The organism is Streptococcus sp. CCH8-H5 (assembly GCF_001556505.1).
In the GTDB taxonomy this organism is placed as follows: Bacteria; Bacillota; Bacilli; order Lactobacillales; family Streptococcaceae; genus Streptococcus.
In genome coordinates this window covers 1-12,701 of record NZ_LSIZ01000064.1, presented here as the reverse complement: position 1 = coordinate 12,701, position 12,701 = coordinate 1, and the positions used below count along the sequence as shown (strand labels likewise).

Here is a 12,701-nt window from a genome sequence, read left to right as displayed (position 1 = left end):
GCATGTTTTAATGCACTAGAATTAAAACAGTGTCTATCTTACGCTTTTTCAATAGAGAATTCAAGAATTTTGGAGCAATGTTAAAAACATGTAAACTATCACAAGATTGTGATTGGTCTCAGTCTTGTGATAGTGAATTTAGTCTCTTATGTAGCATTTTCATAAGAAAAAAGACCTCTTTAAGAGGTCAATTTTTCATAATATTATCTTTTGATCCTTAGAATAATAGACTCTTTATGATTGATTGTAACGAAATCATTCAGCTAAGAGCACTTCTTTGATGGTTTGTTTTTGGAGTTTTCTGTTGGATAGATAAAAGAGGCTTTCATAAACCATCGCAAAACCGAGCAAGGTCCAAAAGCACACATTCCAGTCAAAGTTGTGCTCAATCTTTTCAGGTACCGTGTCTTTGATCACACCAATCAAGATTTCCATGATGCCATATTGATAAGCAGTCCCAAGGGCAAATCCTAAATAGGCCCAGAAACGATAGGGAGCGAGAATATGACTTTGGCATTCACGATTGGTGTAGCCAAAAGCCTTCATAAGAGCCAAGGTTTCGCGACTTTCTGAGACCACAATTCCCAATGACAAAAAGAGAATCGAGAAAGAAAGAATCAAACCAATCATAATCATCATCGTTTGGATGATGTCATCTGTGTAGTCCCTTAGGCCAAAGGACAATTGAACCATGGCCGCGAAACACATGGAACCAAAGACTACAAAAAACAAGATCGATTTTCTCCCCCAAATCAGCGACGAAGACAGCTCTTTTAGGAAGGATTTGTCTTTCTTGGGGGCCTTCTTTCTCCTTTTGACCTTAATCGGTGTTGGAGATTTTTTCAATAAGCGAAGGGCCGGCGTTTGTAGTTGTCTTCTAGCATAGCCAATCGCAAGGACCATAAAGAAAGTCGTTGGCAGCATCACCAAAGCAACTAAGAGTTGCCAATGAAAATGAATGGTAATGTCTGGCAAAATCCCCTTCTCATTGCGAAAGTCATAAAAATGACCCATCATAAGAAAAGAAGCGAAATAGCCAAGAAGTGCTCCAACTCCAAAACTGAGTCCAAAAGCCCAAAATCGTTTAGCCAACTGGCCATTGCTATAGCCCAAAGCCTTTAAAATCCCTAATTGTTCCTTGTGGTCATCGACAAATTGTTTGATATAAAAACACATGAGAAGGATCGACGTCAAGGACAAGACGACCCCACTGACCATGGCCACCATCCAGGAAAGCGAGACCTGGGCATCATAGTAAGTCTGAATCATGGGATTGGTTTTAGAAATCTCCAACTGCTCGATATCCAGGTAAAAATTCAGGAAGAGATTGGCCACAAAGACCGCACAGGCTCCAATGATACTGACGACAACTAATTTTCGAATATCTTTTACTGAAAACATGGCTTACCATCCAATCTCATAGGCAGTCTGAGGCTGATCGTTGATCACAACTTGGGTAATCTTGCCACTATTGACGCGAATGATGGTTCTGGCCATATCCGCAATATTTTGGTTGTGCGTCACCATAATGAAGGTAAAGCCCAGCTTTTCCTTCAACTTCCAGATATAGTCTAGAATCTTGCGCCCTGTTTCTTCATCCAGGGCCCCCGTCGGCTCATCTAAGAAAAGAATCTCTGGCTTTTTGGCTAAGGCCCGAGCAATGGAGACTCTCTGCTGTTCCCCACCAGACAATTCACTTGGATACTTGTCCAGCTTATCACCAAGTCCCAAATCCTCGATAATCTGCAAAAAATCATGATTGTTTGCCAGATCAGCTCCCATCTTAACATTCTGTCTGACCGTGAGATTCGGTAATAAATAATACTGCTGAAAAATAAAGGCAATCTTCTCACGTCTGAAAGCTGTCAATTGAGCATCCGTGAGTTGAGACAAATCCTGTCCTTGAATGAGGATATGCCCCTCGTCTACCTTTTCTAATCCGGATAACACATTTAAGAGAGTTGACTTGCCCGATCCAGAAGGTCCCAGGATAACCACATCATCTTGGTCTTGAATCTGCAAATCAATCCCTTTTAAAACCTTGGTTTGGCCGTAACTTTTGTGAACATTTTCTAGTTGAATCATTTCTTTCCTACCATTTCTTTGATGAGAGATTGACAAACTTCTGTCAATAAACCAATCACTTCTTCCATGCTGAACTGATAAATGCCAGAAGCAACCATAGAGGCCATTCCGTGTGAGTAGATAAATAAATGCTGGTACAAGCGACTAGCCTCCTCTAACGTCAACGGATAGTCTGCGACAATCGATTCTAGAACCAATTGGTAGCTATGATCCTTCATGGGAAGAAAATCTTGAAAGCGACGAATCGGATCTTTGCTAGGATTTTGGAAAAGCAACTGAAAGAGTTGGGGCTCTTTTGAGGCGAACAGGATATAAGCAACCCCGACAGAACGGAAGGGCTTCTCATCTTCTAAAGCCTTTCGTATATACTCCACCACGACCATTTCCGCAGCAACAATAACCTCTGCTTGTAACTCAGACATATTTGCAAATTGTCCAAAAATGACCCTTGGCGTGGCTCCCAGTTTCTCTGCTAATGCTCGAGCCGTCAAACTAGCCAGGCCCTCTTCTCTCACCAATTGTAAAGCCGTCCCAATCATAGTCTCTTTACTAAATTTAACCTTTGGTGGCATAAGACTCCTTTCGCGCAACGATTGTTGCGTAACAGTTGTTTCCTAAAATAGTACCATAATAAAGAAAGACTTGTCAAGAAAAATCTATAAAGCATAAAACAAAAAAACCAGCCCACTAATACAAGTGAGAGCTGGTCTACTAACAAGATTCTAAGGCAAATCATTACCTGCAGCCAAGTAGATTTGGTACCATTCCTTGCGCGTTAGGGTAACGGTTACTGCTTTCCCCGCTTCAAGGACATGCTGGGGTTTGGTCGTTCCGATGACGGCCTGCATCTTACCTGGATAACGGAGGACCCAAGCTAGGGCAATGGCTGTCGGAGTGACTTGGTATTTCTTCGCCAAGTCATTGAGGACCTGATTGAGGGCTACAAACTCTTCCTTGCCGACAAAGTTCCCTTTGAAATAGCCATGCTGAAGGACAGACCAGGCTTGAATCACCGTATCGGTTAAGCGACAATACTCAAAGACACTGCCATCTCGCACGGCTGCTTTTGGCCCTTCCATGTTGACATGAAAACCAGCTTCAAAGCTAGGCGTAAAGGCGGCACTCAACTGCAACTGGTTGACCTTGAGTGGTTGTTTGACAGCTGTTTTGAGCAATTCCATCATCATAGGATTTTGATTGGACACCCCAAAATGACGGACCTTGCCCGCTTGCTCCAAGTGATCAAAAGCTTCCGCCACTTCTTCAGGCTCCATGAGAGCATCCGGTCGGTGAAGGAGGAGACTATCTAAGCGCTCAATCTGGAGGCGCTCGAGGATGCCATCAACAGAGTCCAAAATATAGTCCTTAGAGAAGTCAAAATAGGTAAAGCCATCTTTGCGAATCCCACACTTGGACTGGATCCACATCTGGTCCCGAAGTTCCGGACGACGCTTGAGGACCTTCCCAAGCAAGACCTCACACTGGCCATCGCCATAGATATCTGCCAGATCAAAAGTGTTGATCCCAATCGACAAGGCCGCCTCCACCAAGGCCTCCACCTCATCTTCACTCATCTGACTGATTCGCATCATCCCAAGGACAATCGTGGACAGACGCTCATTTTCAGCAAAATCAATATACTTCATCTCTGCCTCCTTTTCTGTATCTCTATTGTAGTGAAAAGGGTTGCAAAAATCAATTGGGAATCAAAAAAACCTCAGCTGTAACTGAGAGCTTGTTTGATTAGCGATAACTGAGAGCACGTTTGATGGTCTCTCAGAATCCCTATGATTCAAGACCGATAGCATACCCACTGATTGTATGTAAATAAATGTAAGATAAAATTTTCAATAAGAAGAGATCTCCAGCACTTCCAAAAGCTTTTACAGATTTCTAACATGGATGACTCCTTTACTCTTTATAATAACGTTTGGTAATCTTGTATTGTGAAATAAGGATATAAATATAGATGATGGATACAACAATCAAAGCTAAAAGGATATCCGTCTGGAAGGCAATTCCAATAATTAAGAGACCAAGGAGAAGGCTCGGCAAGATATAATTGCTTAACTTGACAACCACTTCGAAATTTTCCTCGTAGCTAATCTGCTTTTCTGCTTCATCCATCATACTCATCATGAATTTACGCACTTCCTTGGCATTGGCATTGCGGGGAATTGGTTTTCCATAAAGCTGATGAAAGGTCTTTCGATAGAAGGAATCCACTAGGAAAAATAGGACAATCAAGGCAAGAAAAAGATAGAGCATGGTAAAGTCTCCAAAGATAAAAGCCAAGTTCCCTGTGCCAGGTCTATCCATAGACATCAATTGACAATAAAAGATGATGACTAAAAAGTATGACAAGATCATGATGCCTTTAAAAATGGTCGCTAAACCATACAGTTTATTCTTTTGAATGTCATAGTGATAGGCCTCATCTTCGTCATCTATTTGGAGCATTTTTTGATGGACTTTTCTCGCGTGAATCAACAAGGCCATCGTGAGTATAAATAGGATCAGAAATAAAACTGCTGAGTCCAAAAAGAGTACTTCTTTACTAAAGAAGGTTTGGATTTCAAGTGGCTTTTCTGATCCAAACATGCCTGTCAAAACTCCGATGACTCCTCCAATCAAACCAGAAACTGTAATGATCCCTACATTTCTCCAAAAACGGTAACGTGGAGATCGTTCTTGTTGTTGCTTTTTCATAATCATTCCTCTTCCTCTACAAGACTAAAAACATTTTCCACAGGCTCTTTAAAAACCTGGGCGATGGTGATGGCAATAATTACAGAAGGGGTATATTCCCCTCGCTCCAAAAGACTGATGGACTGGCGCGAAACCCCTGCTAGCTTAGCTAGCTCGGATTGGTTGAGCCCATCACGCGCCCTCAGCTCTTTCAGTCGATTTTTTAAAATCATGGCTTTCGCCCCCTTATAGTTGAATACCTTGAATATCTTCGATGCGGACTAATTTGGTTTCCCTCTGTTGTTTATGATTCACACGACTCAATTTGACCCAATCTTCATCGATATCCATAATCTCATACTCGGCCCCAAATCCATTTACTGTAACCGTGACCGTTTGGCCTTTCAATTCTTCTAAAAGTCTAGACATTTCTTTATTTCCTTTCACTTGTTTTTCTAATCGTCTGATACGTCTGTTCAATCCTTTTATCTTCTTTTCTGAGCTTGCATAAAATATAACTATAAAAGGGATAAAAAGAATCCATATGGCTCCCATAAGAATACCTCTCCTTCTTTCGTCTAAAACTATTGTAACGCTTCTTTTTATTTTTGACAAGCATCTTTGTCAAAAATAAAAAGGATATTGTCAAAATCATTGGAAATATGATATAAATAACACAACTTTTCTAACATCTTATAGCACTTCTCCTTCAAAAAAATGACTTGGAAAAATTGATATGCAAGATGCCGTTACGCAAGCGCCCGAAACCAAATAGTTTCAGATACTCGGAAATTGGGAAAATTGTCTTAGCCCGAGCCTAAAAATTAAAAATCGAGGATTCAAACTTTACTCATGGAATTTCTTAGAAGGCCGCTGACATTTGCTATCACCTAAGGGAAGTTTTAAAATTCAAGAAATAACTTTCCTTGGGTATTACTATTTTTAAGATAAAAAAATAACAAGATTTCTCAATCTTGCTAATTTTTTTGTCTTATCATTATGATTTTGTTCAGTCAGTATGTAGCCTACTTGCAAGCTGACTGACTAAATTAAAGTGATTATTTGTCGCCAAAAACTTTGAAACGACCTTCTGTTTGGATGTCTTTATCTCCTGCTGGTGCAACGATTTGACCAAATGGTGCTTGGGCACGGAGTTTCCAGTTAGCTGGAATGTCATATTTTTCAGCCAATTGAGCATCAACAAGTGGGTTGTAGTGTTGTACGTTCATACCGATATTCTTCTCAGCCAAAGCCAACCATGTCGCATAAAGGGCGATTCCATGACCTTGCTCTGACCAAATTGGGAAGTTTTCAGCGTAAAGTAGGAATTGCTCTTGAAGGCCTTTCACTACATCTTGATCTTCGTAGAAGAGGATTGTTCCCTTAGCTTGGGCAAAACCTGCCAAACGTTCTTTTGTTGCCTCAAAAGCTTCTGCTGGCGTTACTTTTTCAAGCTCTGAATAAGCGATTTCATTCCAGAAAGCATCTGATTCTTCATCCAGCAAAATCACCACACGTGATGTTTGTGAGTTAAAGGCTGTCGGTGTGTTAAGAACAGCCCCTTGAACGGTTTCAATCAATTCTTGGTTAGAGAGCTCAAGGTCTTTTCCTAATGCGTAGATAGAACGGCGCTTTGTTTGTAAGTCTGTAAAGTAGGTCATAGTTATTCCCTCTTTCTTTGTGATGAATGTTAATTGTTAAAATTGTTAAGTTTATTTGTAATAACTTTGATTACAATAACCATTATAGACCTTTCAAATGTAATGTCAATAGTTACGACTTAAAAATCACTAATTATTAATATTTTTTTCTCACTCGTGTCAAAATACCATCATTATCCTCGAAGATTAACGCATTAGAAGATAACCATTTGACCTCTGCTCCACGATTCTTAGCACGTTCTGCTATGGTAATCAAATCTTCTTTGTCTTCTACTTCAAGGACGTAGTAGGCAAGACCAATCATCCCTTTTTCACGTTTGGCTAAGTTTTTGCCACCCCATTCATTGACAGCCAAGTGGTGATGGTAATCACCTGAAGCAATCCAACTAGCACTTGAAATGGTAAACTTATCTACCAGCTCCAAAACATCCTGATAGAAAGCCGTTGCTAGCTGACTATCTTTGACCGATAAATGAATATGCCCCATACGAGTATCCTTAGCTATCACAAATGGCTCAACCTTGCGTCCCATCTCGTAAATTTCTTGAGCTGATAGTTCTTCTGTTACACCAACGATGCGACCATCCTCACGAATATCCCATTCAGCAACAGGCTTGTCTCTATAGAGCTCAATACCATTACCTTCAAGGTCTTCCAAATAAAGGGCTTCACTATAACCGTGGTCAGCTGCACCGACAAATGGATAATCTAGCTCAGCAATATGTTTGAAAACATCAGCCAGATCCTCGCGAGATGGCAACAAAATTGCCATATGGTAGAGACCATAACTAGACTTGACCGCTTCCTCACGATTGGTTTCAATCAAGTGAACTAGTGGCTTGTTTCCAGCACCCAAAACAACTTCTGTTGCAGTTTGAGATAGGATTTCAAGTCCTATAACCTGTGTATAAAAGGCTGTCTGACGTGCCAAGTCCTTCACATTGAGTACCGCCTAAGCGAGGTAAATCTTACTATTGTAGTCGTATGTCATATGATTTTCTCCTGTGTTGTAATTATATGAATTACATTATAACTTTTTATATTGTCACGTCAATCATTACAACTTGGGAATTAAAAAAGAAACCGAAAAACTTTCGATTTCTTATAGTTTAAAATCTAAAAATCAAGCTCCAGCTTCTTTCCAGTTGGCCTTAGCATCCTTTAAAATACCAGTCAAAGTTTTCTTTTCGAGTTCCTTTTCCATTGCCATTTGAACGTCTTCTAGGCTCTGATCCAAAATCCCATGGATATTACGTCCTACTGGACACGCTGGATTAGGATTGTCATGAAAACTAAAGAGTTTGCCACTTGGACCGATGCTATCCACCGCACGATAAACCTGCAAAAGGTTAATCTCCTCTGGTGCCTTGACTAATGTGGCTCCTCCGCTTCCCCTTTGAACTGAAATCAAGTCTGCTTTCTTCAGTTGCGACAAGGTTTTGCGGATAATAACTGGATTAACCCCCACACTACCTGCCATTAAATCACTGGTTAGCTTAGTTTCATTTCCCTTATTTTGTGCTATAAGGGTCAAAATATGAACAGCAATGGTAAAGCGACTTGGTATTTGCATATCAGAACCTCTCATTCATCTTTTTCTTTTAAATCAATTATAACAAAACCAACGTTGTAAAACAAGGAGTTACAACAACTTATAGAGTTAGTCTTACACTAAAAAAATAGAGCCATCGTAGACTCTATTCTTTTGTATTTGATAATAACTAACTAGACTAATAATACATAGTATTCTAGCCTATTGAGGTTCTAGATTGGTCTTTTGCTTCTTACGAACACCTTGTCCTTCGATATGTTGTTTGATTAGTTCCACTACTTCATCATTGGTTGGTAAATCCGAGTGTTGGGCATCTTCACCTGTAACAGTGATTTCAGTATAACTTTTTGCCTGATTCTGATAGATATATTTCCCAGCGGACACACTAGCATCGGGAACCAATTCGTCCGAATCATAGGTGATGGTTCCCGCTACCGAATAGACATGTAGGGTAGACGGAATATTCTCCTTAGCAGCAATAAAATCTGCTAGCATGACCGATTTATTTTTAATATTGGTTTCAGTGAAATTATAGGGCGTTCCGATAGTCATCAAAGAATTTATCTTGACATCGTAGTCGCTAAGATAATTTTCAATAAAAGCCGTATAAATCAAGCCACCATTTGAATGCCCCAACCCTTTAAAATTATTGAAATTGTATTTATTCTGCAAGGCTTCAAATGCCTGATTCATCATCTTGGTTTGTTTCTTGATATTGTAATAGCCATCTTTGTTATTCTCAAATCCAATAACAATGACTGGCTCGTTATCCTTATCCTTGATTTTACCCTCAAAGGTAATCCGTCCATTGTTCCAGACCTTGACTTTGAGAAGGCTATGCTTGACACCACGACGGTCTTGATTGAGTTTACGTACTAGGCCGTCGAATCTATTTTCCGTAGCGGAGCTCCCTGGAATCATGATAATGGGAGATAATTTTGAATTATAGAAAGTCTCTATTTCCTTGACATTTTTCCTAGTCCAACTATAGGATGGGACGGCTAACCCAATGAGAAAGAAAGCAACAAGGATAAAGACCAACTTAGTTTTTTTATTTAGTTTCAATGCTCTCTCCTTCCTCTTTTAGACCGTGTTGTACTTTATTAGACAGACGCACAAATGGAATAAAGACAACAATGTCGACTGAAAAACAGAGCAGACTAACAGCAAGAGCTCGTAAACTACCCCCAGTTCCGATAAAGGCGAAAAGAAGACTTGGTGTACCATCTGGAACCGGATAAACCGCAGCTGGCATAAGATGAATAGTCAAGGCCACCGCAGCAATGCCCATATTGATCATAGGTGCCAGTAGGAAAGGAACCAGATAAACTAAATTAAGCAAGACTGGTATCCCCACCATAAATGGAGCCCCATTGTTAAAGAGACTAGGAAAGACACTTAGAAGACTCACCTTCTTATCCTTATAACTGGTTGATGCTAAAAGCAGAGCCACCAAGAGGGCTAGCCCTGAGCCAATGCCAGCAACCAGGCCATAACTATGATAAAGATTCGTTAGTGTGTAAAGGTGGGGAAGCCCAGTCGTCGTATGATGGGAAACAGCATAGGTCAAATTTTCCAAGGCAAAACTATCCTCGGCAATTGAATTTAGGGCAAAAGCCTGACTATTTCCAATCCAAGCAGAAAAAGTGTTCAAAAGTCCCATCATAAAGGTTGAGAACAGGTGATTATCAGTTACAGTAAAGGTAGAGGTAACCTGCCTAATCGTAAGAAAAACATTATCTTGGTCTCCAATCACAAAGAGAATGTTAAGTCCAATAGCTAAAATGAGTGACAAAAAAATGGGACGGACGGTCTTTGGTTGATAAATATAGTCCTTGTCCACAATCTGATCATCACTAGCTCTTGAAAAGCGAAAAATCTGGCCAACCAGATAGCCAACAAAGATAGCCAACATAATGTTGAATGAAGCCGGTAAATTGATGCGAGTCAAAACACCATCGTTTAGCGGTGACAGCAACAGCTCCTGCGATCCTATAATTAAGCTAACCAAAAGGGATGTCACACCAGCTGTACCAGTACTTCTACCATAGTGACCGGCTGTGTATTTTCCTGCAAAGTAGGTTGATAAGGGTCCGGCTAAGCCACCAAGAAAGTTGGAAAGATTAATGAGCACCTGCCCAGTTATCTTAATGGCCGGTAACCAGTCAGAAACTGAAAACAATTGGTTAATATAACCAAGCTCCGAAAAGACAGATAGTGAAATCACCCGAATAATTCCTGAAAATAGGAAAAAGGGAAAGAGCGAAACCAAGGTTTTCTGCGTAATTTGGACGAAGCCTCGCTCACGAAACCAGAGAAACCTCTGGACCAAATAGTTTGTCATAAAAGACTCCTAGTAAAAGGCAAAATAAACTTTACATTCAACGTTTTTCTTCATTATAGCACAAAGAGAGAGGCCTTACCTTAATCGTGGGTAAAAGCACACACTATCAAACTTTAATCCCCGTCATTTTCATGATTTCTTGAAAAATTTAAGAAATATTTGAGAATTTCTTGATGTTTATTTAATGACTTTATACTACAATAAAGATGAAAAGAAAGCGGTATCAAATAAGCGAAAGGAGGCTTATCATGAAAAAGGTACTTGAGGTCCGACATCTGACTAAACGTTACGGCCAACACCTAGCACTCGACAATGTAAACCTGACCTTAGAAAAGGGTGAGGTCTATGGCCTTATCGGAAGAAACGGGGCAGGTAAGACAACACTGATTAAAGTCATCACTAAACTCACCCGCCCTAGCCAAGGCAGTGTTTCCCTCTTCCACTCTACCTCCAAATCAGAGTGGACTCACGCACTGAAACGTGTTGGTTCTGTGATTGAAACACCAGTTGCCCTGAATCATCTCAATGCACATCAAAACCTACGTTACTACTGCAAGATTCATCACGTTCCAAATCCTGACAAGGTCATTGATGAAATTCTTGATACAGTTGGACTTGGACACACTGGTAAGAAAAAATTTCGTAGTTTCTCACTGGGTATGAAGCAACGTCTAGGTATCGCTATTGCACTGATTGCAAAACCAGACCTACTTATTTTAGATGAACCGATTAATGGTCTCGACCCAGTTGCTATCAAAGAATTCCGCCAAATGATTAAAAAATTGAGCGAAGAGCAAGGTATGACAGTTCTCATCTCTAGCCATATCTTGTCTGAACTCTATCAAGTTTCAACCCGCTTTGGCATTATTGATCACGGTCACATCATCCGTGAAATCACTAAGGACGAATTCGAACATCTCAGCGAAGACTATATCGTTCTTAAAACTAACCAATTAGCCCTAGCTAGTCGCATTCTCCAAGACCAACTCCATCAACACTTCAAAGTGGTTAACAGCGACAATGAAATTCATATTTTTGACAAATCCCATGTTATAAAGGCAATTGTCAAAGAGCTGGTTAAACAAGAAGTTGACATCGATGAAATTTACTACAAACGTCAAGACTTAGAAAACTACTTCACACAACTAGTAGATTCAGAAAGGAGGTAGAGCCATGTTACACACTATTCACGCCGATTTCTATCGACTCTTCCGTTCTAAAGGATTTTGGATTTCTGAAATTATCCTAGCCCTAAACATTATTTCTGGTGTCCTATTGGGAGGCACAGGGCATGTAGGCGTAGAAACTGGGGCAAAACAAGCCGTTAAAAGCGCCTCTTCGTGGACTGGTGTCGGATCACTGATTAATTACTCTAGTAGTATCTCCATGACAGTCCTCTTCACTTTAATTGTGGTCTCTATCATTTTGGGTGTTGATTTAGCACAAAAATTGTACAAGAATAATCTCACCTCTGGCATTTCACGGAGCGGGTTCTTCTTCGCCAAGGCAACCGTCATTGTAGCTATCACTTTAGGACAACTCCTCCTGTCTTACGGCCTTGCCTTTGTTCTAGGTACTCTTTGCCACGGTCTTGGAACTGTACCTGATCACTTTGTTAGAAACTTTGCCTTAACTTTCCTTCTCCAATTCTTGTGTAATCTAGCTTGGGTAAGTCTGACCACGGTTGCCCTCTACCTCACACATTCTATCGTGACAACCTTTGTGACTTACACCCTTGGTTTAGTAGCTTTAACCGTACCAGCAGCAATCTTCCCTAAAATAGAAATTTTGAAATACTTGACACTCAACTTTAGTTACGGCATGACTGCAGATAAAACTATCATTCAAAATACTGCAATCGTGGCAGTAGGATTTATCCTAGCATTTACAGCTTTGGGCTTGATTACCTTTGAAAAACAAGATTTATGAGAACATTCAAAACTATCCATGTGACGAGGAACTGACAAATCGGTTAAAAGCCTCGACACCAAATTTTGCGATTTCCATATTTATACTTTAAATTAGCGTGTCGATCAAATATCATTAAGCTAATTTTGCCCTTTAAATATCCTATAAATGAGGAAATACTTAGCTTCGGTGGTATACTCACTAACATGTGAATATGATCTGGGCAAGCTTCCGCTTCATGAATTTCAACACCTTTTCTTTCACATAATAATCGTAAGATTTGACCTATACTTGCTTTGTATTTTCCATAAATTATCTGACATCGATATTTGGGCGCGAACACAATATGATACTTACAATTCCATGTAGTATGTACTAAACTATTATTATCCTGTCTCATCAGGGGTTCTCCTTTTGTATATTAGTTAGTGGTCGGGAAACCTTATCTAATATAACACTTTAG

At 40.1% G+C, this 12,701-nt stretch carries 14 protein-coding genes and 1 pseudogene; 2 read left to right on the top strand and 13 right to left on the bottom strand.

Annotated features, from left to right (window positions below; genetic code table 11):
• Nucleotides 1-255: 255 nt before the first annotated feature.
• The 12 genes from AX663_RS04385 to AX663_RS04330 form a co-directional block, all read right to left on the bottom strand.
• The gene (locus AX663_RS04385; protein ID WP_060972807.1) at nucleotides 256-1,401 is read right to left on the bottom strand and encodes an FtsX-like permease family protein; all 1,146 of its coding nucleotides are present in this window, start codon (nucleotides 1,399-1,401) and stop codon (nucleotides 256-258) included.
• Between the two features lie 3 nt (nucleotides 1,402-1,404).
• Nucleotides 1,405-2,085: an ABC transporter ATP-binding protein gene (locus AX663_RS04380; protein WP_060972806.1), complete on the bottom strand. Its 681-nt coding sequence runs from the start codon at nucleotides 2,083-2,085 to the stop codon at nucleotides 1,405-1,407.
• Nucleotides 2,082-2,657, bottom strand: a complete 576-nt coding sequence (locus AX663_RS04375) for a TetR/AcrR family transcriptional regulator (RefSeq protein ID WP_060972805.1) — start codon at nucleotides 2,655-2,657, stop codon at nucleotides 2,082-2,084. The genes AX663_RS04380 and AX663_RS04375 overlap by 4 nt, the downstream gene beginning before the upstream one ends.
• Nucleotides 2,658-2,807: 150 nt before the next feature.
• Nucleotides 2,808-3,731, bottom strand: coding sequence for an aldo/keto reductase (locus tag AX663_RS04370; protein ID WP_060972804.1), 924 nt, complete (start codon nucleotides 3,729-3,731; stop codon nucleotides 2,808-2,810).
• Nucleotides 3,732-3,996: 265 nt separating this feature from the next.
• Nucleotides 3,997-4,800 carry a DUF3169 family protein gene (locus tag AX663_RS04365; RefSeq protein WP_197414202.1) on the bottom strand — a complete coding sequence of 268 codons (804 nt, stop codon included), beginning with the start codon at nucleotides 4,798-4,800 and terminating at the stop codon, nucleotides 3,997-3,999.
• Entirely contained in the window at nucleotides 4,797-5,006 is a 210-nt protein-coding gene (locus tag AX663_RS04360) for a helix-turn-helix transcriptional regulator (protein WP_021143931.1), read from the bottom strand. Before AX663_RS04360 ends, AX663_RS04365 begins: the two co-directional genes overlap by 4 nt.
• 13 nt (nucleotides 5,007-5,019) lie before the next feature.
• Nucleotides 5,020-5,328, bottom strand: coding sequence for a hypothetical protein (locus tag AX663_RS04355; protein WP_060972803.1), 309 nt, complete (start codon nucleotides 5,326-5,328; stop codon nucleotides 5,020-5,022).
• A gap of 503 nt (nucleotides 5,329-5,831) precedes the next feature.
• Nucleotides 5,832-6,434: a nitroreductase family protein gene (locus tag AX663_RS04350; RefSeq protein WP_060972802.1), complete on the bottom strand. Its 603-nt coding sequence runs from the start codon at nucleotides 6,432-6,434 to the stop codon at nucleotides 5,832-5,834.
• 136 nt (nucleotides 6,435-6,570) lie between these two features.
• Nucleotides 6,571-7,374 (bottom strand): VOC family protein, encoded by an 804-nt coding sequence (locus tag AX663_RS04345; protein ID WP_231724207.1) that lies wholly within the window; start codon nucleotides 7,372-7,374, stop codon nucleotides 6,571-6,573.
• A 183-nt stretch (nucleotides 7,375-7,557) separates the two neighbouring features.
• The gene (locus AX663_RS04340) at nucleotides 7,558-8,007 is read right to left on the bottom strand and encodes an Rrf2 family transcriptional regulator (protein WP_060972847.1); all 450 of its coding nucleotides are present in this window, start codon (nucleotides 8,005-8,007) and stop codon (nucleotides 7,558-7,560) included.
• A gap of 180 nt (nucleotides 8,008-8,187) precedes the next feature.
• On the bottom strand, nucleotides 8,188-9,051 hold the full coding sequence (locus AX663_RS04335) for an alpha/beta hydrolase (RefSeq protein WP_060972801.1): 864 nt from the start codon (nucleotides 9,049-9,051) through the stop codon (nucleotides 8,188-8,190).
• Entirely contained in the window at nucleotides 9,038-10,330 is a 1,293-nt protein-coding gene (locus tag AX663_RS04330) for a PTS sugar transporter subunit IIC (RefSeq protein WP_060972800.1), read from the bottom strand. Before AX663_RS04330 ends, AX663_RS04335 begins: the two co-directional genes overlap by 14 nt.
• A 248-nt stretch (nucleotides 10,331-10,578) precedes the next feature.
• On the opposite strand from AX663_RS04330, the gene AX663_RS04325 reads away from it, so the two are divergent.
• Nucleotides 10,579-11,499 carry an ABC transporter ATP-binding protein gene (locus AX663_RS04325; protein WP_060972799.1) on the top strand — a complete coding sequence of 307 codons (921 nt, stop codon included), beginning with the start codon at nucleotides 10,579-10,581 and terminating at the stop codon, nucleotides 11,497-11,499.
• 4 nt (nucleotides 11,500-11,503) lie between these two features.
• Nucleotides 11,504-12,259 carry an ABC transporter permease gene (locus AX663_RS04320; RefSeq protein WP_060972798.1) on the top strand — a complete coding sequence of 252 codons (756 nt, stop codon included), beginning with the start codon at nucleotides 11,504-11,506 and terminating at the stop codon, nucleotides 12,257-12,259.
• A gap of 46 nt (nucleotides 12,260-12,305) precedes the next feature.
• On the opposite strand, the pseudogene tnpA reads toward AX663_RS04320, so the two are convergent.
• Nucleotides 12,306-12,638 (bottom strand): annotated as a pseudogene (gene tnpA / locus AX663_RS04315) (IS200/IS605 family transposase); the annotation flags it as partial.
• Nucleotides 12,639-12,701: the final 63 nt, after the last annotated feature.